Origin of the sequence: Nonomuraea sp. NPDC049421, assembly GCF_040677005.1 — a bacterium.
Taxonomy (GTDB): Bacteria; Actinomycetota; Actinomycetes; order Streptosporangiales; family Streptosporangiaceae; genus Nonomuraea; species Nonomuraea salmonea.
On sequence record NZ_JBFAQA010000009.1, the window covers coordinates 203,347 to 224,424 of the forward strand.

17 protein-coding genes are annotated in these 21,078 nt (G+C 72.5%); 11 read left to right on the top strand and 6 right to left on the bottom strand.

Translation table 11 applies throughout. From position 1 onward, the window contains the following. Positions 1–4: 4 nt before the first annotated feature. The 8 genes from AB0K18_RS17995 (at position 5) to AB0K18_RS18030 (ending at position 10,294) form a co-directional block, all read left to right on the top strand. On the top strand, positions 5–5,830 hold the full coding sequence (locus AB0K18_RS17995; protein ID WP_364915189.1) for a hypothetical protein: 5,826 nt from the start codon (positions 5–7) through the stop codon (positions 5,828–5,830). Between the two features lie 60 nt (positions 5,831–5,890). Continuing rightward, positions 5,891–6,448, top strand: coding sequence for a hypothetical protein (locus tag AB0K18_RS18000; protein WP_364915191.1), 558 nt, complete (start codon positions 5,891–5,893; stop codon positions 6,446–6,448). Between the two features lie 5 nt (positions 6,449–6,453). After that, entirely contained in the window at positions 6,454–6,804 is a 351-nt protein-coding gene (locus AB0K18_RS18005) for a cupin (protein WP_364915193.1), read from the top strand. Between the two features lie 72 nt (positions 6,805–6,876). Next, positions 6,877–7,950 (top strand): adenosine deaminase, encoded by a 1,074-nt coding sequence (locus tag AB0K18_RS18010; protein ID WP_364915195.1) that lies wholly within the window; start codon positions 6,877–6,879, stop codon positions 7,948–7,950. Further along, positions 7,947–8,555: a PH domain-containing protein gene (locus AB0K18_RS18015; RefSeq protein WP_364915197.1), complete on the top strand. Its 609-nt coding sequence runs from the start codon at positions 7,947–7,949 to the stop codon at positions 8,553–8,555. Before AB0K18_RS18010 ends, AB0K18_RS18015 begins: the two co-directional genes overlap by 4 nt. 59 nt (positions 8,556–8,614) lie before the next feature. Further along, positions 8,615–9,112, top strand: coding sequence for a GyrI-like domain-containing protein (locus tag AB0K18_RS18020; protein WP_364915199.1), 498 nt, complete (start codon positions 8,615–8,617; stop codon positions 9,110–9,112). A gap of 187 nt (positions 9,113–9,299) precedes the next feature. Beyond that, on the top strand, positions 9,300–9,908 hold the full coding sequence (locus AB0K18_RS18025) for an MFS transporter (RefSeq protein WP_364915201.1): 609 nt from the start codon (positions 9,300–9,302) through the stop codon (positions 9,906–9,908). After that, positions 9,803–10,294 carry a hypothetical protein gene (locus AB0K18_RS18030; protein ID WP_364915203.1) on the top strand — a complete coding sequence of 164 codons (492 nt, stop codon included), beginning with the start codon at positions 9,803–9,805 and terminating at the stop codon, positions 10,292–10,294. The genes AB0K18_RS18025 and AB0K18_RS18030 overlap by 106 nt, the downstream gene beginning before the upstream one ends. Here the strand turns inward: AB0K18_RS18030 and AB0K18_RS18035 are convergent. From AB0K18_RS18035 to AB0K18_RS18055, 5 genes are read right to left on the bottom strand one after another with little or no spacing between them, the layout of a single operon-like run. Beyond that, positions 10,249–10,536 carry a hypothetical protein gene (locus AB0K18_RS18035; protein WP_364915205.1) on the bottom strand — a complete coding sequence of 96 codons (288 nt, stop codon included), beginning with the start codon at positions 10,534–10,536 and terminating at the stop codon, positions 10,249–10,251. The two genes, AB0K18_RS18030 and AB0K18_RS18035, sit on opposite strands and share 46 nt — an antisense overlap. Before the next feature lie 12 nt (positions 10,537–10,548). Beyond that, a complete protein-coding gene (locus AB0K18_RS18040; protein WP_364915207.1) occupies positions 10,549–12,180 on the bottom strand; it encodes a phospho-sugar mutase in 1,632 nt (543 codons plus the stop codon). Positions 12,181–12,188: 8 nt separating this feature from the next. Further along, on the bottom strand, positions 12,189–13,004 hold the full coding sequence (locus AB0K18_RS18045; RefSeq protein WP_364915209.1) for a purine-nucleoside phosphorylase: 816 nt from the start codon (positions 13,002–13,004) through the stop codon (positions 12,189–12,191). A 2-nt stretch (positions 13,005–13,006) separates the two neighbouring features. Continuing rightward, positions 13,007–14,311, bottom strand: a complete 1,305-nt coding sequence (locus tag AB0K18_RS18050; RefSeq protein WP_364915211.1) for a M20/M25/M40 family metallo-hydrolase — start codon at positions 14,309–14,311, stop codon at positions 13,007–13,009. Further along, complete coding sequence (locus AB0K18_RS18055; protein WP_364915213.1) at positions 14,308–15,312, bottom strand: Lrp/AsnC family transcriptional regulator; 1,005 nt, start codon at positions 15,310–15,312, stop codon at positions 14,308–14,310. The genes AB0K18_RS18050 and AB0K18_RS18055 overlap by 4 nt, the downstream gene beginning before the upstream one ends. Before the next feature lie 110 nt (positions 15,313–15,422). Between AB0K18_RS18055 and AB0K18_RS18060 the strand changes: the two genes are divergently transcribed. Then, positions 15,423–16,727: an MFS transporter gene (locus AB0K18_RS18060; RefSeq protein WP_364915215.1), complete on the top strand. Its 1,305-nt coding sequence runs from the start codon at positions 15,423–15,425 to the stop codon at positions 16,725–16,727. On the opposite strand, the gene AB0K18_RS18065 is transcribed toward AB0K18_RS18060, so the two are convergent. Continuing rightward, positions 16,724–17,176 (bottom strand): gamma-glutamylcyclotransferase, encoded by a 453-nt coding sequence (locus tag AB0K18_RS18065; RefSeq protein ID WP_345396149.1) that lies wholly within the window; start codon positions 17,174–17,176, stop codon positions 16,724–16,726. The two genes, AB0K18_RS18060 and AB0K18_RS18065, sit on opposite strands and share 4 nt — an antisense overlap. Positions 17,177–17,249: 73 nt before the next feature. Here AB0K18_RS18065 and AB0K18_RS18070 point away from each other — a divergent pair, with 73 nt between their 5' ends. Then, positions 17,250–18,638, top strand: a complete 1,389-nt coding sequence (locus tag AB0K18_RS18070; RefSeq protein ID WP_364555001.1) for an NAD(P)H-quinone dehydrogenase — start codon at positions 17,250–17,252, stop codon at positions 18,636–18,638. A 154-nt stretch (positions 18,639–18,792) separates the two neighbouring features. After that, on the top strand, positions 18,793–21,078 hold the full coding sequence (locus AB0K18_RS18075) for a TIM-barrel domain-containing protein (RefSeq protein WP_364915217.1): 2,286 nt from the start codon (positions 18,793–18,795) through the stop codon (positions 21,076–21,078).

The window sequence follows — 21,078 nt, forward strand, 5'->3', positions numbered from 1 at the left end:
GACCATGGGCTTCGACGGGTTCCTCACGCCCGACTGGGCCAAGCCGTACGTGGGTTGGGTCGTCGGCATGGACTGGCCGGAAGGCGACGAGAGCGGCTGCTTCCGGATGGCCGACGCGTGCATCACGGCCGCGTACCGGATCGTCGAGGGCACCGACGCCCACCTGCCGGGCAGCGCCCGCCTCATCGGCGCCGACTGGGACGGCGACGCGCACCTCGCCTTCGTCGGCCACGTCAGGAAGACGGCGGACGAGAAGGTGGCGAACCTCGTCGAGCGGCTGGTCAACACCGCCGTCGCGCTCAACGGCGTGGGCGTGCAGATCCAGTACGCCAAGTACATGATCGAGGCCACCGTGTGGCTGCTGATCGCGACCCTGGTGGTGCTGCTGCACCTCGCCGTCACCAACCCCGCGGCCCTGGGCCTGATCCCGCCACGCGTGCAGATCGCGCGGCTGACCGTCGCGCAGATCGCCCGGCGGACACTGCGCAACATCGCCATCTTCGCCGGGATCATGGGCGGGATGGACGCGGGCATCCAGGCGCTGCAGCTGACCAACCGCAGGGACGAGTTCGACGTCAAGCAGCTCGCGATCTCGGCGGCGAGCGGTGCCGCGATGGGCGGCATGATGGGGCTGATGTCGGGCGCGCTGTCCCGGCTGGCCACGCCCGCCCTGCGGGCCGGGCTGACCCGGGCGGAGATGTCCACGTTCGAGAAGCTGCTCGCCGCGGCCGACTCCTCCCTGTACGGTCAGGCCGCCCAGTACGCCGTCACCGGCGGCCTCACCACGGCCGGCACCATGCTGGCGCAGGGGCACTTCAGCTGGGAGCTGCTGGCCAAGGGCATCACGTCCAGCGCACTCGGCGCCGACGGCCAGCACCTGGTCAGAGGCTTGCCCGCCGACACCCCGCCTCCGCCCTCAGGCGGCCTTCCCCCCACCCCCGACCCCGGCCCGGCCGCGGGCGGCGGCGAGCCCCGTTCCGGCGGGGCGGCGCATCAGGCCGGTCAGGTCCCCACGACCACACTCGCGTCCAGCCCGGACCCACAGCCCGCCCACCAGCAGCCCGGTTCGCAGCAGCAGGGCACCAACGCGGCCCCTCCGCCGCACGCCCCGGAGGGCGGCGCCCCCGCGCCCCGGGCGGAGGGAGCCGTCCAGGCGGCGCGGCCTGACGGGGTGGTGCGGCCTGATGTGAGTGAGGCGGGGCGGGGGCCGGTGCGGCCGCCGCGTACCACCGAGATCGGGGCGCTCGGGGAGACGGCCGTGCATGACGTCAAGGTGCCGCAGGACGCCAAGGCGGCGGCGCGGGCGCTGGCCGACGGGATCGAGGGCGCGACGAAGCGGGAGCGGGCGGCCGTCCGCGACTGGCTGGAGCAGGTGCTCGCCGACGGTGACCGCGACGCCTGGACCCAGCGCCTGGCGAAGGGCGTGGCCCTGGACGTCGGGGACAAGGCGATCTACGTCAAGCTGCGCCCCGAGGGGTTCACCCACGTGGAGCACCCGGCCCTGGCGCCGGAGAAGCCGGTCGCGTTCGGCGGCGACGGCGTGGAGGGCAAGTCGGTACGCGCCACGTCGAGGGAGGTGAGCGGCGGCCTCGTCCGCAACCTGACCGAGTCGCCTGACGCGGCCGAGGAGTCGACGGCGCTGCCGCGTACCGGACTGCTCGACACCTCCAGGACCACGCACACCAGCAGCATCGAGCTGATGAGCGGCCACAAGGTCATCAGCCCCAAACACGACTACTTCCTCGCCGACGTCGCCGTGGACGTCTACCGCGACGGCACGAAGCTCGCGACCGCCGGCAGGATCCAGGACCTGGCGGTGACCCTGCCCTTCCCCGAGCAGTTCACCAGGGAGGGCCCGCCGCGCCCGTCCGACCACCCGCCGGCCCGCCCGCGTCATGAGGTGCCGCAGGGGGCGGCGGGCAGGTTCCGCGACCACGGCATCACGGTCAGCGGCCTCGACCTGACGCCGCTCGTCCTGGAGGTGCAGCGCCGCGCGCTGGCCGAGGGCGTGCCCGCCCGCGAGGTCGTCAAGATCATCGACCACCTCACCTCGACCATCCTGCACGAGCAGGGCATCAAGAACCGCAGCCAGGCGCTGCTGTCGAGCGGGGCGGTCACGGAGGCGGTCAGGTTCAGGACGTCGGCGCTGCGGTCGGCGGAGGAGTCGATCAGGATCACCGGCGAGGTGACCAGGATCGAGCGGGTGGACGGCGACGGGCAGCCCCCTGTCGAGGGCATGCTCCGCGACGACCTCGGGCGGCGCAACGCGGAGGGCGTGGCGTACCGGCAGGGCAGGGACCTCAACCTGCACGTGGGCGGCAGGCTGGGCGTGCGCGCCGGCCACTGGGCGGAGGCGATCGGGCGCGGCATCGTCGGCTTCGGCTTCGGCTCCGACCACGTCGCGACGGCGAACCGGGCCCACGGCAACCACACCGTGGTCACCAACCGGGCCGACCTCACCATGTACGACGCCCACCTGCGCCTGAAGGTCGAGACGGAGACGATGGGCACGTTCACCGTGGACGTGCCGGCCGAGCTGGCCCTGCCGACGCGCGACGCGCCCGGCCTCGAACGGGACGTCTTCGGCCACGACCTGCATCCGCCCGGCGAGTTCAACAGGATCCAGTGGGAGCTGGCCGGCCTGCACCGCGAGATGGAGCGCGTACGCCAGGAGTTCGCCCAGGACAGGACGGGCTACGACCCGCACCCGCTGGAGCCCAGGACGCTCGCCGCCGGTCGCGGGCCAGGACTCGGCACCGGCATCAGGGTGCACGCGGACACGCGGCTGTTCGCCGAGCTGCGCCAGGCCGTCGAGGGGGCGCTGCCGGACCTGCCGCAGAGCATCAGGCGGCAGATCGTCCGCGACCTGGAGCTCAGGTACGGGGGCGCCGCCCTGGAGGCGGACCTGACGTACGCGCTGCACGGCGTCAGGTACGAGACCACGATCGCCGGCCACACGGTCGAGGTCGTGGCGCAGGGCGTGCTCGGCCACCGGCACGAGGTCGGCGCGACGGCCGTGACGATCAACGAGCGCAGGCTCACCTCATGGAACGGCACCAGCCAGCGCGAGGTCTCGCACGGCGTGCGCGGCGAGGTGGCCGCCGTGGCGCGGGTGGACGTGGGCAGGGCGCTCAGGACCGGCGTGCCCGAGGGCATGCTGAAGGTGGACGCCCCCAACATCGCGGGCATCGCGAGCGGCTCCAAGGCGGAGACGGTCGCGGTCGGCGCGGGGCACACGCGATACGACCGCACGGAGGCGGGTGGCGGCTTCACCTTCACCAGGGACCTGTCGTTCGACGTCCAGCTGCGGGTCTCGAAGGACGGCGCGGTGGTGGCCGACACGTCGTGGCGGGTGGACGGCAGCCGGGCGGAGATCGTCGTCCCCGAGCCGCACCTGCAGCAGACGCCGCTGCTGGCCGGTGACGTCACGGCCGTGGGCCGCATGGAGCGGCTCGACGGGCCGCCCCGCGACGTGTGGGCGCACGACGACCGGCTGCACGCGATCGTCCGCCTGGGCGCGATGCCGGACCTGGCGCGGGCGGTGGCCGAGGTGCACGCCGCCTGGGCGGACCTGCCGGCGCCCGCGGGCCGCCTGGACGTGCCGGTCACGATCGAGAACGTGGTGGACGTCATCACCCTGGAGACCATGATCACGTCCCATCCCGGCGGGCTGCGGCACGTGGTGGCCGAGCACGGCGGCCGGCGCTACGAGCTGCACGTGCAGGCCGACGTGGCGGGGCTGACGTACGTGAAGTCGGAGACCGGGGTCGAGCACGAGGCGTACGCGAACAGCAATTCGCGCGTCGTCGAGGGGGAGCGGGGCGCGCGCGGCGTCGGCGGGCACGCGCGGGCCGGCGTGCGGGTCACACTCGGCGGCTCCCCCGAGGGCGGCCACCCGGTGACGGGGACCGAGCACAAGGTGCTGGCCCGGGTGGGCGGGCACGCCGCCGCCAAGCGGATGTCCCTGGAGAGCTCGTACCGGGGTGGTGGGGACATCAGCCGGGTCACGTACGGGGACGGCGGCGCCTCGCACTGGTACCGGGGCGACCTGGTGCTGACCGTGACGCCCAGCAGGACCGCCGGGACGGTCGTCGAGCACGGGGAGCCCGTTCACCTGCGCGTGTCCGACATCATGGACGTCGTGCTGCCCGACGAGGTGGCCCGCCGCCACGACCTGGACGTCCCAGAACCTCCCGCCCCCGAGCCGGGACACGCCCCGGAGCAGCCCGTGGACGTCGCCCGTACCTATGTGGCGCCTGAGGCGGCGATGAGCACCGCTTCCGTGCACCACCTCGACGCGCGCGGCGTCCTGCCCGCGATCGTGGAGACGTTGCGCGGCGAGGGGCTGCTCTTCCCCGGCCAGGAGCTGACCGCCCACCCGGTGGCCGAGCAGCTGCGCGGCCACTTCGGTCAGGAGGCGCTCGGGACGAAGCTGGGCGAGCTGCGCGGGAACGGCGTGACGTCCTGGCTGTTCGTCACCGACGAGGCGGGCCGGGTCAGCGAGCGCGTGGGGATCAGGGTCACGGCCAGGCTGGGCGACGGGGTGCACGTCGGCGAGCGGGCCGACACGGGGCTCATGCTGCGCAGCGAGCGGCTCAGTGGCGACCTGAACCTCCAGGAGAAGGGGTCGGACCGCGGCAAGGAGGCGCTCGCCCGCTACATCAGGACCTCGGACGGTGACATCGCAGGTGGCGAGGCCGGGGTCACGACCTCCCGCGACGGTCACGCCGTGGACGCCCGCGGCACCAACGTCAAGGACATCAACCGCTTCCAGACGCGGGAGGCGCCGCAGGAGTTCCGGCATCCGGTCACGTACGACATCACGCTCGAACGCTCCAAGGTCAGCCCCGTCATGGAGCCGGTGCAGGGCGCGGCCCGCGGCGTGCTGCTCAAGGCGGGCGAGCTGACCGGCCACGACGGCGCCGTACGGCTCTTCGACCGGCACGTCGGCGTCACCACGACGTCCGGCGCGGTGGCGCACGGCGAGGTCGGCCTGCTGGTGGCGGGCCACCTGACCACGGAGGTCCCGCACGGCACGCCGGTCGCGGCGCACACGGAGGTCGTCGCCACCCGGCCGCGCTGGGCGGAGCAGGGCGGGCCAGGCCCGCTGACCGCCATGCTCGGCGACGCGATGCCCAAGGGTGACGTCAGCCAGGTCGCCTTCCCCGCCGCCAGGCTGGTCGAGGAGTGGGCGCCGCTGGCCACGGTGCCGCCCAGGCTGCGCGGCGAGGCGCCGGCGGTGGCCGACCGGCCCGGCGGGTTCGAGCTGTCCCGTCAGGACGGCATCGCGCTGACCGAGGGCACCAAGGAACGGACCATGCGGGCGCACCTCGGGTCCCTGCTGGGGCACACGTACGAGCTGCCCGGCGTCGGCACGGTCGGCATCGAGGTCACCGGCGTCCGCGAGGTCGCCGAGGCGCGGGTCAAGCAGCGCGTCTACGCGCAGACCCTGGACACGGCAGGGCACGGCCAGGGCGAGGGCCGGGGCCTGGCGGCCCGCGCCGGGGTCTCCGGCAACCTGCGCAACCCGTCGGACGGGGGCGCGCACTCCGGCGGCGGGCACGAAGGGCCACCGACGGTCGGGTACGGCGGCGTCGGCGGCGCCTCCAAGACCAGGGAGGAGGCCGGGTCGCGCAACGGCGACGTGCTCGAACGCAACTACCTGGAGCAGGAGCACGTCAACACCTACCTGGAGTGCGACATCCAGGTCGTGGTCAGGGGCAAGGGGACGCCGCTCGTGCTCGACGTGGACCGTGGGCTCTACCTGCGGCTCACGCCGGAGGGGCGCGCCGCGCTGGAGGAGGCGCATCCGGGAGTCGTCGGGAGATGACGCGCTTGCAGAGTCGGGAGATGAGCGCTTGCAGGTTCGCACGCTGGGCAAATACCGGGCATGCGCCCGTCGAGTGTCCGCCTGCTGCTTCCACTCGCCCTGCTGAGCGTGCTCACCGCGTGCGGCACCGCGCAGCAGGCCACGCTGCCGCAGAGCCCGTCCTCCTCCGGGCCGGCCGCGCAGCCGGGCCCGACGCGTACGGCCGAGGTGGAGGTCGATCGGGGCGGCATGGAGCCGGCGGTCGTGACGAACGTACGGTATGCGGCTCACGACACCTATGACCGGCTCGTGGTCGATCTGCGCGGCGGCATACCCGGATATGACGTGAAATGGGTGGACGGGTTCGTCCAGGACGGCTCGGGCAAGCCCATCGACGTAAGCGGCGGCGCGTACCTGCAGCTCACGCTCTTCCCCGCGCACGCCCACGACGACGAGGGCGAGCCCACCTGGGGCGGCGGCCCCGTCTACGCCGCCGGGCTCGGCAACCTCACCAAGGTCGTCAGGACCGGCGACTTCGAGGGCCGCGTCGGGATCGGGCTGGCGCTCGACCGGCGGGCCGGGTTCCGGGTCACCGAGCAGGGGTCGCCGGACCGGCTCGTGCTCGACGTGGCACACTGACCGTCGTGGTGAGAAAGATCGAGGGGGCCTCGCGCATCCCCGTACCCGGTGGCAAAGTGATCGACGAGCACGTGGGCCGCGTCAACAGCGGCGACGAGGCGGTGTCCATCGCCCACATGACCGCGCCGCCCGGGTGGGAGGAGCCCGCGCAGACGCCGGCCTTCACCGAGTACACCGTGGTCCTGCGCGGCACCGTGCTGGTCGAGCACGACGAGGGCACCACGCGGGTCGACGCCGGGCAGTCGGTGGTGACCTCGCCGGGCGAGAAGGTCCGCTACAGCGTCGGCCCCGAGGGCGCCGAGTACATCGCGGTGTGCCTGCCCGCCTTCGCTCCCGAGGCCGCCGGACGCGAGTGACGGCGGGCCGCGCGCCAGGATCGGGCCCGGTGGGGGCGAGTGAAAGCCGGGCCGTCCTCATATCATGGGCGGATGAGCCCCACGCTTGACGAGATCCGGCGGGCTCCCAAGGTGTTGCTGCACGATCACCTCGACGGCGGGCTCCGCGCCGAGACGATCGTCGAGCTGGCCCGGGAGACCGACTACGGCCGGCTGCCCACCCACGACCCCGACGACCTGCGCCAGTGGTTCGAGGAGGCGGCCGACTCCGGCTCGCTCGAACGCTACCTGGAGACCTTCGACCACACGGTCGCCGTCATGCAGACCCGCGAGTCGCTCGCCAGGGTCGCCCAGGAGTGCGCAGAAGACCTGGCCGCCGACGGCGTGGTCTACGCCGAGGTGCGCTTCGCCCCCGAACAGCACACCACCCGGGGCCTCAGCCTCGACCAGGTGGTGGAGGCCGTGCTCGACGGGTTCGAGCGCGGCTCCCAGGGGCGCGGCATCCGCGTCGGCACGCTGCTGACCGCCATGCGCCACCAGGCGCGCTCCCGCGAGATCGCCGAGCTGGCGGTGCGCTACCGCGACGGCGGCGTGGTGGGCTTCGACATCGCGGGCGCCGAGGCCGGCTACCCGCCCACCCGCCACCTCGACGCGTTCGAATACCTGCAGCGGGAGAACGCCCACTTCACCATCCACGCCGGCGAGGCGTTCGGGCTGCCGTCGATCTGGCAGGCCATCCAGTGGTGCGGCGCCGACCGGCTCGGCCACGGCGTGCGCATCATCGACGACATCTCGGTCTCCGATGACGGCACGGCCAAGCTGGGGCGGCTGGCGGCGTACGTCCGCGACAAGCGCATCCCGCTGGAGATGTGCCCCACCTCCAACCTGCAGACCGGCGCCGCCGCGTCGATCGCCGAGCACCCCATCGGGCTGCTGCGGCGCCTGCACTTCCGCGTCACGGTCAACACCGACAACCGGCTGATGAGCTCCACCACCGTGTCGGACGAGTTCCGCAAGCTGGTCGAGGCGTTCGGCTACGGCTGGGACGACCTGCAGTGGTTCACGGTCAACGCGATGAAGTCGGCGTTCCTGCCGTTCGACGAGCGGCTGGCGCTCATCAACGGCGTGATCAAGCCCGGCTTCGCACAGCTCAAGTGGCAGCCGTGAAGCAGACCTACCGCTCCAAGACCGCCTACGTCCTGGCGTGGGTCTGGCTGGTGTTCGTCGCGCTCAACGTCGTCGACCTGGTCGTCCGCTTCAGCGGCAAGGCGTCGCTGGTGGCGCTGGCCGTGCTCGCCGTGCTGACCGCGCTGGTCTACGCGGTCGCGCTGCGGCCCGCCACCGTGCTCACCGAGGAGGGGCTGGTGGGGCGCAACCCGTTCCGCACCACGTTCCTGCCGTGGGCCTCCATCGAGGACGTCGGCGTCTCCCACTCGATCAACGTGCGCTACGGCGACGACCAGGTGCTGCGGCTGTGGACGCCGATGAGCAGCGCGCGCGAACGGGCCAAGGCGCAGCGGCGCGGCACCCCCGCCCAGCAGCGGGGGCGCTTCGCCACCGAGCCGACCCTGTCGAAGGGCGAGCAGGCGGCGGCCGAGGCGTTCGCGGGCAAGACCCACGCCGACTGGGTGGGCGACCAGATCCGCGACCGCGCCGAGTCCGCCAAGCGCCGCTCCCAGGAGGCCGGGCCCGCCCGGGTGACGTTGTCGTACGACTCGATCGCGGCGCTGGTCGTCGCACTCGCTCTGGTGGTCGCCGCGGTCGTGGCGTGAGCGTGCGATGAGTTTCGCGGGCCTGGCCGGTCTTACTCGGGGAGAAGGAGGTTTCACCTATGCGTTCACCTATGCCGGAGATCGTGGAACTCCCCGACCGTCCGTACGTCGGGGTGCGCGGCGCCATCACCATGAACACCATCCCGGTCGTCGCGGACCGGATCGGCGAGATCGCCGGCTGGCTGCTGGGACGCGGTGCCGCCATCGCCGGGGCGCCGTTCCTGCGTTACGAGAGCTTCGACACGGCAGGCGACGGGCTGGTGATGCAGGCCGGGGTGCCGGTCGCCGAGCCTGTGGAGAGCGAGGGCGACTACTTCGCCGCCGTCCTGCCCGCCGGCCGCTACGCCACCCTGACCCACCGCGGCCACTTCGACGGCCTCATCGAGGCCACCCGTGTCCTGCTGGCGTGGGGCGAGGAGCAGGGCCTGAAGTGGGACATGACCGAGGGCGACGGCGCCGAGCACTGGGGCTGCCGCCTGGAGGTCTACAACACCGACCCCCGCGTCGAGAACGACCCCGCCAACTTCCTCACCGACCTCCAGTTCCGCCTGTCCTGACCGCCCGCACGGCCGGCCGCACGGCCGGCCGCGGCACCTGAGGCCGGGCCGACGCGCCGTCCGTCGGTCCGGTGTGGTCGGCTCCGAGGGGTGGCTGGGGGCGGGCCGGTCCTAGGACGGATGGCCGAATCGGTCCCGGCCCGGTGGCCGATCCGCGCGGGCGTGGCCGGCCTGGACACTGCTGCGGGTGCGATTCACCTCATCGGGCAGCCGTGCCGTGCGTCCCTTTCTCGTCGGCATGTTCGTGGACGCTCTCGGCAACGGCCTGTACGTCCCACTGACGCTCCTGTTCATCCAGCAGGTGACCGGCCTGCCGCCGGCGACGGTGGGGCTGGGGGTGACGGTGGCGGCGGGGCTGGGGCTCGCGGCCAATCCCGTGGCGGGCATGCTCATCGACCGGTTCGACGCGCGTACGGTGCTGGTCGGCACGTACGTGATCCGCGCACTCGGCTTCGCCGTCTACCCGCTGGTGGACGGCTTCGGCGCGCTCATCGCGATCGCCGCCGTCATCGCGGCCGGCGACCGGGCCTACTACCCCGCCTCAAGCAGCTACGTGGCGGTGATCAGCGAGGGCGGCGGCCGGGACCGCCTCTACGCGACCCAGGCGACCCTCTCTAAGCGGTCTCCGTCCTTGAGCTGCCTCCCGCCCTGCTGGGGGTGCTGTACACGGTCAACACGCTGCTGGTGGCGGTGGGGCAGATGCCGGTGCGGCATGTGCAGCGGCATGCTCGACGGACCCACGCGATGGCACTCGCGGGCGGGGTCTTCGTGGTCGCCTGCGGTCTGTACGCGGTGACGGCGGCGGTCCCGGCCGGCCTCGCCAGGGTGGCGGTGCTGGTCGCGGCCACGTTGGTGTTCACGTTGGCCGAACTGCTGCACACCGCGCCCGCCGCGGCCCTGGCGGCCGGGGCCGCGCCTGCCGCGATGCGGGGGCGGTACCTGGCGATTCACCAGATGACGTGGGCGGTCGGGCAGGTGGTGGCGCCGGCCGGGTTCTCTGCGCTGGTCGTGCTGTGGCCGCCGCTGCTCTGGGCGGCGCTCGGCACGCTGCTGGCGCTCGCGGCCGCCGGGCTGCTCAGGCTGGCGGCGCGGCTGCCGGCCGAGGCGGTCAGCGCCCCCGCGGGAACGCGAGGTGGTCAGCGGCCCCGCAGGAACGCGAGGTCCGCGCCCCACGAGTCGTAGATCTCGCCGTGCCCGGCCGCCCTGGCATGGGGTTCGAGGTCGTTGAGCAGCGTCCGTACGGCGCCGCCCGCCTCAAGGGTGAGAGCCGCCGCCAGCAGGGGCAGCAGCGCGTCGGCCGCCCACAGCGGCGCGCCCAGCGGATGCCGCCGCAGCTCCCACTCCAGGTACTTTGCTGTACGGCCGCACCCGCCCGTGCAGCGCGAACACGTACACGAGGTAGGCCGGGACCGTCTCGGCGCCATCCTCGGACTCCGTCACCCCAGCCCCAGCCGTGCGGCGAGGTCGGACTTGACGGCATCGAGCCGCCGCGCGGCAGCCGCTCGCGCCTCGCCGGGCGTCGTGGTGACCGGCACGACCACCTCCAGGTAGCACTTGAGCTTGGGCTCGGTGCCGGACGGCCGGACGACCACGCGGGCGTCGTCCGCCAGCCGGTAGCGCAGCCCGTCGGTCGGCGGCAGGCCGCCGTCGCCGCGCGCGAGGTCGTCGGCGGCGGTCACCTCAAGGCCGCCGAGACCAGCCGGAGGCTCGGCCCGCAGCCGGGACATGGCGTCGGTGATGAGCGACAGGTCGGCGACCCGGAAGGAGAGCTGGGTGGTGGCGTGCAGGCCGTAGCGGCGGGCCTGGTCGTCGAGCAGGTCGAGCAGCGTACGCCCGTCGCGCTTGGCGGCGGCGGCGATGCCCGCCACGGTCAGCGCGGCGCCGATGCCGTCCTTGTCCCGGACCGGCAGCCCCGCGTCGGACCCGACGCTGTAGCCGATGGCCTCCTCGTAGCCGAACACCAGCCCTGGCCCGGCCTTGATGATCCACTTGAAGCCGGTCAGCGTCTCGCCGTACCGCACGCCGTGGGCGCGGGCGATCTTGGCGAGCAGAGTGGAGGAGACGATGGTGGTGGCGACCATGCGGTCGCCGGTGGTGTGCGTGATGACGTGCTCGGCCAGCAGGCCGCCGATCTCGTCGCCGGTCAGCATCCGTACGCCGCCGCCCGGCAGCGGCACCCCCACCGCGCACCGGTCGGCGTCGGGGTCGTTGGCCAGCACCAGGTCCGCGCCGATCTTGCCGGCCAGCGCGGCGGCGAAGTCCATCGCGCCCGGTTCCTCCGGGTTGGGGAAGGCGACGGTGGGGAAGTCGGGGTCGGGGTTGCGCTGCTCCTCGACCGCCATCGGGCTCTCGAACCCGGCGGCGAGGAACGCGCCGGTCAGCGTGGCCGCGCCGACCCCGTGCAGCGGCGTGTACGCCACCCGCAGCTCGCGCGCGTCACCGAGGGGCAGCGCGGTGACGGCCTCGATGTAGTCGTCGACGATGTCCTCGCCCAGCTCCGTCAGCGTGCCGGGGCCGCCGAGCGGCAGCTCGTCCACCCGGCCGACGGCGTCGATGGCGGCGGAGATGTCGCCGTCGACGGGCGGCACGATCTGGGACCCGTCGCCCCAGTAGACCTTGTAGCCGTTGTCGCGCGGCGGGTTGTGGCTGGCCGTGACCGTCACCCCGGCATCGGCGCCCAGGTGGCGGACGGCGAAGGCGAGCACCGGCGTGGGCAGCGGGCGTGGCAGCAGGGTGGCGTGCAGCCCGGCGCCGGTCAGCACGGCGGCGGTGTCGCGGGCGAACACGTCGGACTTGTGCCGCGCGTCGTAGCCGATGACGACGTGCCGGCCGGGACCGAGCACGGCGGCGAGACCGGCGGCGGCGCGCATCACGGTGACCCGGTTCATTCTGTTGGGCCCGGCGCCCAGCTCGCCGCGCAGGCCCGCGGTGCCGAACTCCAGCCGCGCCCCGAACCGCTCGCGCAGCGCGTCCAGGTCGTCGCGCTCGATCAGCCCGGCCAGCTCGGCCCTGGTGTCGGGGTCGGGGTCCTGCGCCAGCCAGGCGCGGGCCTCGTCCACGAGACTCATCGCCGGGCTCACAGCCGGTCCACCACCTTGGCGAGCAGCACGCCCATGCGGGCGGCCGTCGCCCGGCCCACCTGGAGGACCTCCTCGTGGTCGAGCGGCTCGCCGGACAGCCCGGCGCCCGGGTTGGTGACCAGGGAGAGGCCGAGCACCTCGACATTCGCCTCGCGGGCGGCGATGGCCTCCAGGACGGTGGACATGCCCACCATGTCGCCGCCGAGCGTGCGAAGCATGCGGATCTCGGCCGGGGTCTCGTACGTCGGGCCCCTGAAGGCGACGTAGACGCCCTCGGCCAGGGTCGGGTCCACCTCGCGCACCAGAGCCCGCAGCCGCCGCGAGTAGACCTCGGTGAGGTCGATGAAGGTGGTGCCGGTGATCGGGTTGGCACCGGTCAGGTTGATGTGGTCGCTGATCAGGACCGGGTCGCCGACGTTCTGCGTCTCGGGCCGCAGGCCGCCGGCCGCGTTGGTGAGCACCAGCGTGCGCACGCCGGCCGCGGCCGCCGTGCGCACGCCGTGGACGACCGCGTCCACCCCGAGCCCCTCGTAGAGGTGGGTGCGGCCGAGGAAGATCAGCGCGTGCCGGCCGGACGGGGTGCGCACGACGCGGATCTTGCCGCCGTGCCCGGCGACGGCGGGGGCGCGGAAGCCGGGCAGGTCGGTGAAGGGGATCTCGCTCACCGTCTCGCCGAGCGCGTCGGCGGCGGGCACCCACCCCGACCCCATGACGAGCGCCACGTCGAGCGGCACGTCGAGCTTGTCGAGGCCCGCGGCGCGGCGCAGCGCCGCGGCGGCCTCACTGGCCAGGGTGTATGCGTCTTTGGTCACCTTCAGTAGTTTAGGAGCAGCCTGTCCAGTACCCGCACGCCGAACTGGAGGGCGTCCACCGGCACCCGCTCGTCCACGCCGTGGAACATCGCGGCGAAGTCCATGTCGGCGGGCAGCCGCAGCGGCACGAACCCGAACCCGCGCACGCCGAGGTCGGCGAAGAACGTCTTGTTGTCGGTGCCGCCCGACATGCAGTACGGGATCGCCCGCGCCGCCGGGTCCTCGGCCTTCAGCGCCGCGATCATCGACTCGACCAGCGCCCCGTCGAACGAGGTCTCCAGCGCGATGTCGTGGTGCACGAACTCGCGGCGCACCTTCGGCCCGAGCAGCCCGTCGATGGTCTTGAAGAACTCCTCCTCGTGCCCCGGCAGGAACCGCCCGTCCACCACGGCCGTGGCCTGGCCGGGGATGACGTTCGACTTGTAGCCGGCGCCGAGCTGGGTCGGGTTGGTGGTGTTGCGCAGCGTCGCGCCGACGAAGCGCACCAGCGGCCCGATCTTGTCGAGGATCGGCTGCGGGTCGTTCTCGTCGAACGGGATGCCGAAGGCGTCGGCCACCTCGGTCAGGAAGCGGCGCACGGTCTCGGTGTAGGTCAGCGGCCAGTCGTGGGCGCCGATCCTGGCCACCGCCTTGGCGACCTCGGTGACGGCGTTGTCGTCGTTCAGCATGGAGCCGTGGCCGGCGGTGCCGTCGGCGATCAGCTTCATCCAGGCCAGGCCCTTCTGGGCGGTCTCGATGAGGTAGAGCCGCAGTGACGGGTCCACCTCAAGGGAGTAGCCGCCGACCTCGCTGATCGACTCGGTGACGCCCTCGAACAGCTCGGGGTGGTGGGCGGTGAGGTATTTGGCGCCGTAGACGCCGCCGGCCTCCTCGTCGGCCACCCAGGCGAAGACGATGTCGCGGCGCGGCCTGATGCCCTCGCGCTTGAAGCGGCGCAGCACGGCCAGCATCATCGCGTCCATGTCCTTCATGTCCACGGCGCCGCGGCCCCAGATGTAGCCGTCGCGCACCTCGCCCGCGAACGGGTCGACCGACCAGTCGTCGGCGTTGGCCGGCACGACGTCGAGGTGGCCGTGCACGAGCAGGGCGGGCAGCGAGGAGTCGGTGCCCTCGACGCGGGTGATCACGTTGCCGCGGCCTGGCTCGCTCTCGATGTACGTCGGCTCGATGCCGACCTCGGCCAGCCTGGCCATGACGACCTCGGCGGCGGCGCGTTCACCGGGGCCGCTGCCGTCGCCGTAGTTGCTGCTGTCGGCGCGGATCAGCTCCACGCACAGGTCGGCGACTTCCCTCTCAGCAGGGGTCATGGTGTGTTCTCCCAACGGTGGTCGAGCGTGAGCAGTCCGGACTTGTGGAGGTGACCGCGCTTGTAGGCACGGGTGATCAGGGTGAGGTCGACGTCGGTGATCTCGTCGTACCGGCCGACGACGCCGGTCATGAAACGGTAGAGCGCCGCCTCGTGCGCCGCCACGACCTGCACGATGAGGGAATGCGTGCCCGTGGTCGCGGCGCAGTAACGGACGTGGGGGTGCGCGGCCAGTTGCCGGCCGACCCGGTCGAGGCCGTGGGGGCGGGCCTTGAGCCAGAGCATGGCCTCGACCTCCAGGCCGAGCAGCGCGGGCTCGACCTCGGCGCGGGGCAGCAGCAGCCGCCGCTCGATGAGCGAGGTGACCCGCCTGCGGGCGGTCGGCACGGAGATGTCGAGGCGCTCGGCGACCGCGGTGAACGCGATGCGCCCGTCGCCGGCGAGCAGCTCGGCGATCTCCTGCTCCAGCGGTGTCAGGCCCTCCTCGTCGGGCGGCGGCTCCGGCTCCGACTCGGGGAGCGGGCCCGGCCGCAGCTCGGCGACCTCCCGCTCGGTGAGGTAGGGGGCATGCCACTCGGCGACGGTCCTGAACGTGTGGAGCACCACCTGGGTCTGCGTCTGCAGCACGCCGTCGATGCCGGTGACCTGGGCGGACAGGATGTGGTGCAGGTCCTCCCTGGTGGGGGCGACCAGCTCGCAGCCGATGTCGGCGGCTCCGGTCAGCGCGTAGACCGAGCGGGTGTCGGCCCGGCCGGCCAGCGCCTTCGCCACCTCCGGCACGGTGCCGGGACGCACCTGGACGTGCAGGTGCACGGGACGGCCGTGGCCGGTGCGCAGGTCGTCGTAGATGGCGGTGACGCGGACGACGCCGTCGGCGATCAGCCGCTGCAGCCGCCGCGCGACCGTGCGCTCGTGCTCGCCCACGGCCCGGCCGAGCTCGCCCCACGACGCTCGGGGGCTGACTTGCAGGGCGGCGACGAGACGCCGGTCGAGAACATCCACCTAGGGCCGTTTCTATGTCTGGTTTGTAAATGTTTGCCGAGACATTTGACTGTTTCGGTCGTCCGAATGCACAGTAAGCCATCTCTGCAGTTGTCAGCAAAGGAGCCCACGTGGCGACCTCCCCGGTGGCGCAATCACCACTCGGCATCCCCAAGAGCCGTGTCCGCCAGCTCACGGCGGCCAGCATCGGCAACGTCGTCGAGTGGTACGACTGGTACGCCTACAGCTTCCTCGCTCCCATCTTCTCCGTTCAGATCTTCGCCGAGAGCTCGGGCAACAGCCTGGTGCCGCTGCTCAGCTCGTTCGCCGTCTTCGCCGTGGGCTTCTTCATGCGTCCGCTCGGCGGCCTGGTGGTCGGGGCGTTCGCCGACCGCTACGGACGTAAGGCCGCGATGACGTTCACCATCATGCTGATGGGCGTCGGCTCGCTGATCGTCGGCCTGACCCCCACGTACGAGTCGGTCGGCCTGCTCGCGCCCGTCATCCTGACCCTGGCCAGGCTCATCCAGGGCCTGTCGGTCGGCGGCGAGTTCGCCGCCGCCACCACGTTCCTCGTCGAGTCGGCCCCGCACGGCCGCCGCGGCCTCTACTCGAGCTTCCAGTACGTCAGCACCACGATCGGCCAGCTGCTGGCCTCGGGCCTGGCCGCCCTGCTGGCGACCCTCCTGATCAAGGCCGACATGGACTCCTTCGGCTGGCGGATCCCGTTCTTCGTGGGCGCCCTGCTCAGCCTCGTGGGCCTGTGGATCCGCAGGGGCGCCGACGAGACCTCCGCCGTCGCCGGCGAGATCCAGAGCGGCAAGGCCGAGCGGCCCAAGATGTTCGAGTTCCTCAAGAACTACCCGAGGTCCGCGGCAACCATCGTGGGCATCACGATCGCCGGCACCGTCGCGTACTACACGTGGACCACGTTCCTGCCCACGTACGCGCAGATCACCGTCGGCTTCGACGTGGCGGACTCGCTGCAGATCGGCACGATCTCGCTGGTCTTCTTCATGATCCTGCAGCCGCTGCTCGGCATGCTGTCCGACAGGATCGGGCGCAGGCCCATGCTGATCACGTTCGGCATCGGGTTCGTCGTGCTGCCGGTGCCGATGCTCGGGCTGCTCACCGACGCCTACGCGAGCCTGCTGGTCGTCCAGCTCATCGGCATGGTCTTCCTCGGCTGCTTCACCTCGATCTCGGCGGCGGTCAACGCCGAGCTCTTCCCCACCCGGGTGCGGGCGGCGGGGGCCGGGTTCCCGTATTCGCTGACCGTGGCGATCTTCGGTGGCACCGCGCCGCTGATCGGGACGGCGCTGAAGGACGCGGGCAACCCCGGGCTCTTCCCGTGGTACATGTCGGCGCTGGCGCTGATCTCGACCCTGGTCTATCTCTTCGTGCTCAGGGAGACCAAGGACAAGCCGCTCAGCTAGCCGCCGTAGGAGGTGCAGGGGCGCTCTCGCAGCTCTTTGACGTAGTCGTCGGGAGCGCCCGCCCGCTCGGCCGCCTCGGCCAGGCTGCCGAGGTAGCGGGCCGACGGCAGGCCGCCCTCGTAGCCGTCGAGCACGTAGAACCAGGCCACGACCTCGCCGTCGAGCGTCTGCACCCGCAGCCGCACCTTGTGGTAGGCCCCGCGTACGGCGCCCTCCCACTGGTCGAGCGAGGTCTCCTCCCACTCGGGCACGTCGTAGAGCACCACGAAGACGTGCTCGTCGGGATCTTCGACGATGGTGGCGACCGCGCCCTCCCAGGCGAGGTCCATGCCGCCGAACGTCAGGCGCCAGCCCGGCAGCCATCCGACGCCCCTGATGGGGGAGTGCGGGGCACGCATGGCCATCTGCTCAGGGTCCATGTTGCTGCCGTAGGCGGCGTAGACAGGCACAGCTGACAAGAGTAGCGCCTGAGACCGCGCCCCGTTTCGACCTCGGGCCGGGGCATGCGGGACAATGGGTGACGTGACGAGGATCGTGATCATCGGCGGTGGACCAGGCGGCTACGAGGCGGCGCTGGTGGCCGCTCAGCTAGGCGCACAAGTCACGATGGTCGAGCAGGACGGCCCCGGCGGCGCGTGCGTGCTGACCGACTGCGTGCCGTCCAAGACCCTGATCGCGACCTCCGTGCGTAAGCAGGCGCTGCTCGACGCCCCCTCCTTGGGCGTGTCGTTCTCCGGCGGGCCCGACGGCGACGCCGGCACGGTGGGCGTCGATCTGCCGCTGGTCAACAAGCGGGTCAAGGAGCTGGCGCAGGCGCAGTCGGCCGACATCGCGACGCGGGTCGAGGCCGAGGGCGTCGAGATCATCAGGGCGCGGGGCCGGCTGGTCGATCCGCAGGTGGTGCGGGCCGGCGACCGGACGATCAGGGCCGACGTGGTGCTGGTGGCCACCGGGGCGACGCCCCGCGTGCTGCCCGGCGCCGAGCCCGACGGCGAGCGCATACTCAACTGGCGTCAGCTCTACGACCTGGAGGAGCTGCCCGAGCACCTCATCGTCATCGGGTCTGGGGTGACCGGCGCCGAGTTCGCCGGGGCCTACCGGTCGCTGGGGTCGGAGGTCACGCTGGTCTCCAGCCGCGACCGCATGATGCCCAACGAGGACGCCGACGGCGCCGAGGTGCTCGAAGAGGTCTACCGGCGGCGCGGCATGAACGTCATGGGCCGTTCCAGGGCCGCCTCCGTCAAGCGCACCGCCGACGGCGTGGTGGTGACGCTGGAGGACGGCCGCACCGCCGAGGGCTCCCACGCGCTGATGACGGTCGGCATGGTGCCCAACACCTCCGGCATCGGCCTGGAGGAGGCCGGGGTGCAGCTCGACAGGGGCGGCTTCATCAAGGTCGACAAGGTCTCGCGCACGTCCGCGCCCGGCGTCTACGCGGCCGGCGACTGCACCGGCGTGCTGATGCTCGCCTCCGTCGCCGCCATGCAGGGGCGCATCGCGGTGTGGCACGCGCTGGGCGAGGCCGTGCAGCCGCTGCGGCTGGCCACGGTGGCCTCCAACATCTTCACCGACCCCGAGATCGCCGCGGTCGGCGTGGCGCAGCGGGCCATCGAGGCGGGCGAGATCGAGGCGAACGTGGTCAAGCTGCCGCTCGCCACCAACGCCCGCGCCAAGATGCAGGGCTTCAACGACGGGTTCGTGAAGGTGTTCTGCCGGCCGCACACCGGCATCGTGCTGGGCGGCGTCGTGGTGGCGCCGCGGGCCTCCGAGCTGATCCTGGCCGTGTCGGTGGCGGTGCAGCAGCGGCTGACCGTCGACCAGCTCGCCCACACGTTCGCCGTCTACCCGTCCCTGTCGGGCTCGATCACCGAGGCCGCCCGCCGCCTGATGCAGCCGGGCGTGTCCATCTAACCCTCCCGCGCTCCACCGGGGGCGCTCGCACAGGCCGAGGCAAACCGCCTCGGCCTTTTTGTTTGGGCCTTCCTGCGGGCTTGCACCGTTGACGTTTGTTGGTATGGACAGCAAACTAATTCACGAGTTTGGCGCCCGCGTTGAAGGAGCTTCCATGCCCTATCGCCCTCCCTTGGTCGCGCACGAGTACTTCGTCGCGGACCCGCCCGAGTTGCCGGTCCGCGAGCGGGGCGAGGGCGGCCTGTCGGCGCTCGCCTCGGCAGAGCTGCTCGCGGCCGACGGAGCGGAGGTGCTGCTCAAGGCGGTGACCACGGCCCAGGAGACGCTGGTCGTGCAGGTGGGCGTGGCGGGCGAGGGCGTGATCAGGGTCAGGTTGTCGGAGGACGCGACCGCGCGCCCCCGCTCGGAGGGGGCGATCGCGCTGGTGAAGCCCGGCACGTACGCCGAAGCGCGAGCGGCGACGGAGCCGGGCGAGCCGATCGTGATCGACGCGGGCCCGCTGCGCGCCGAGATCGGCCTGTCGCCCTGGCACCTGCGCTTCACCGGCGCCTCCGGCGCCACGCTGGTCGAGCAGGACCGCGGCCACACCGACATCAGCGGCCGGCTGCGTACGCTGCCGTTCGGCCGCTCCCGCGCCGCGGGCACCCCGGTGGCCTACCACGAGAGCTTCGCCGCCGCGCCGGACGAGGCGTTCAGCGGGTTCGGCGAGTCGTTCACCCGGCTGGACAAGCGCGGCCAGCGGCCGGTGATGTGGAACTTCGACGCCTTCGGCGCCGAGTCGCAGCGGGCGTACAAGAACGTGCCGCTCTACCTGTCGAGCCGCGGCTACGGCGTGCTGGTGGACAGCGGCGCGCCGGTGGAGTTCGACGTGTGCCAGTCCACGCACAGCGTCGTGCAGATCGTGGTGCCCGACGACGTGCTCGACTACTACGTGATCGCCGGGCCGACGCCGCCCGAGGTGCTGGCGCGTTACGACCGGCTGACCTGCCGGCCGTCGCTGCCGCCGAAGTGGGCGTTCGGCACGTGGATCTCGTCGGGGTTCTGCGTGGACAGCCAGGAGCGGGTGCTGGCCAGGGCGCGCACGATCAGGGAGCGCGGCATCCCGTGCGACGTGCTGCACCTGGACACGTACTGGCAGACCGACGGGCACTGGTCGGACCTGCGGTGGGACGCGAAGAACTTCCCCGACCCCGAGCGCATGCTGGCCGAGCTGGACACGATGGGGTTCAAGGTCTGCCTGTGGATGAACCCGTACGTCTCGCATCTCAGCCCGGCCTTCCGCGAGGCCGCCGAAGCCGGATATTTCCTGAAGAATCAGGCGGGGCTCGTCTACGTCGCCGACTGCTGGCACGGCTCCTTCCCCGCCTGCGGCATCGTCGACTTCACCAATCCGGCCGCCGTCGCCTGGTTCAAGGACCTGCTGCGCCCGCTGCTGCGCCAGGGCGTGGCCGCGTTCAAGACCGACTTCGCCGAGGGCGTGCCCGCCGACGCGGTCGCCTTCAACGGCATGTCGGGCTCCGACCTGCACAACGTCTACACGCTGCTGTTCAACGACGTCGTGGCCGAGGTCACCCGTGAGGTCAACGGGCACGACCTGGTGTGGGCGCGCTCGTCGTACCTGGGCGGGCAGCGCCACAGCGCCCAGTGGGGCGGCGACACCTACACCAGCTACGCCGCCATGGGCAGCACGATCAGGGGCGGCCTGGCGCACGGCCTGTCGGGCGTGCCGTTCTGGAGCCACGACGCCGGCGGCTTCACCGGCCGCCCGACCGACGACCTGTACGTCCGCTGGACCCAGTTCGGCGCGCTGTCCCCGCTGCTGCGCCTGCACGGCACCACCACCCGCGAGCCGTGGGAGTTCCCCGCCGTCGAGGCGGAGGCGGTGGCCGCGCTCAGGCTGCGCTACCGGCTGATGCCCTACCTCTACTCGGCGGCCGTCGAGGCCGCGCGTACGGGGGCGCCGATGATGCGGGCGCTGTGCGTCGACCACCCTGACGACCCGGTGGCCTGGCAGGCCGACCTGGAGTACCTGCTCGGCCGCGACCTGCTCGTGGCCCCCATGACCGCGCCGGACGGCGTCAGGCAGGTCTACCTGCCGCATGGCCGGTGGGTGGACTACTGGACGGGCGAGGTGCTGGAGGGCGCCCGCTACGTCCGGATCGGCAGGCCGCTCGACCAGATCCCGCTCTTCGTCCGCTACGGCGCGCTCATCCCGGTCCAGGAGGAAGGGGACACGGTGGACGTGCCGCCCGAGATCACGCTCGTCGCCTTCGGGGGCGGCGACGGCACGGTCCACATCCACGACGCCGACGGCCTGACGGTCGCGGTCGCCACCAGGGACGGCGACGAGCTGCGCGTCGCCGTCACCGGCCCGAAGCGCGTCACCGGGGTGGACATCGTCCCGGTGGCCGGAGCTCCCGCGCGGGCCGTCATCTCGTAA

What these genes read in the sequence shown, in the direction of transcription:
- AB0K18_RS18020 (WP_364915199.1), top strand. Translation starts at nt 8,615, where the DNA reads ATGCGTTCACCTATGCCGGAGATCGTGGAACTCCCCGACCGTCCGTAC.
- AB0K18_RS18075 (WP_364915217.1), top strand. Translation starts at nt 18,793, where the DNA reads ATGCCCTATCGCCCTCCCTTGGTCGCGCACGAGTACTTCGTCGCGGAC.
- AB0K18_RS18000 (WP_364915191.1), top strand. Translation starts at nt 5,891, where the DNA reads ATGCGCCCGTCGAGTGTCCGCCTGCTGCTTCCACTCGCCCTGCTGAGC.
- AB0K18_RS18050 (WP_364915211.1), bottom strand. Translation starts at nt 14,311, where the DNA reads ATGACCCCTGCTGAGAGGGAAGTCGCCGACCTGTGCGTGGAGCTGATC.
- AB0K18_RS18040 (WP_364915207.1), bottom strand. Translation starts at nt 12,180, where the DNA reads ATGAGTCTCGTGGACGAGGCCCGCGCCTGGCTGGCGCAGGACCCCGAC.
- AB0K18_RS18035 (WP_364915205.1), bottom strand. Translation starts at nt 10,536, where the DNA reads ATGGCGCCGAGACGGTCCCGGCCTACCTCGTGTACGTGTTCGCGCTGC.
- AB0K18_RS18010 (WP_364915195.1), top strand. Translation starts at nt 6,877, where the DNA reads ATGAGCCCCACGCTTGACGAGATCCGGCGGGCTCCCAAGGTGTTGCTG.
- AB0K18_RS17995 (WP_364915189.1), top strand. Translation starts at nt 5, where the DNA reads ATGGGCTTCGACGGGTTCCTCACGCCCGACTGGGCCAAGCCGTACGTG.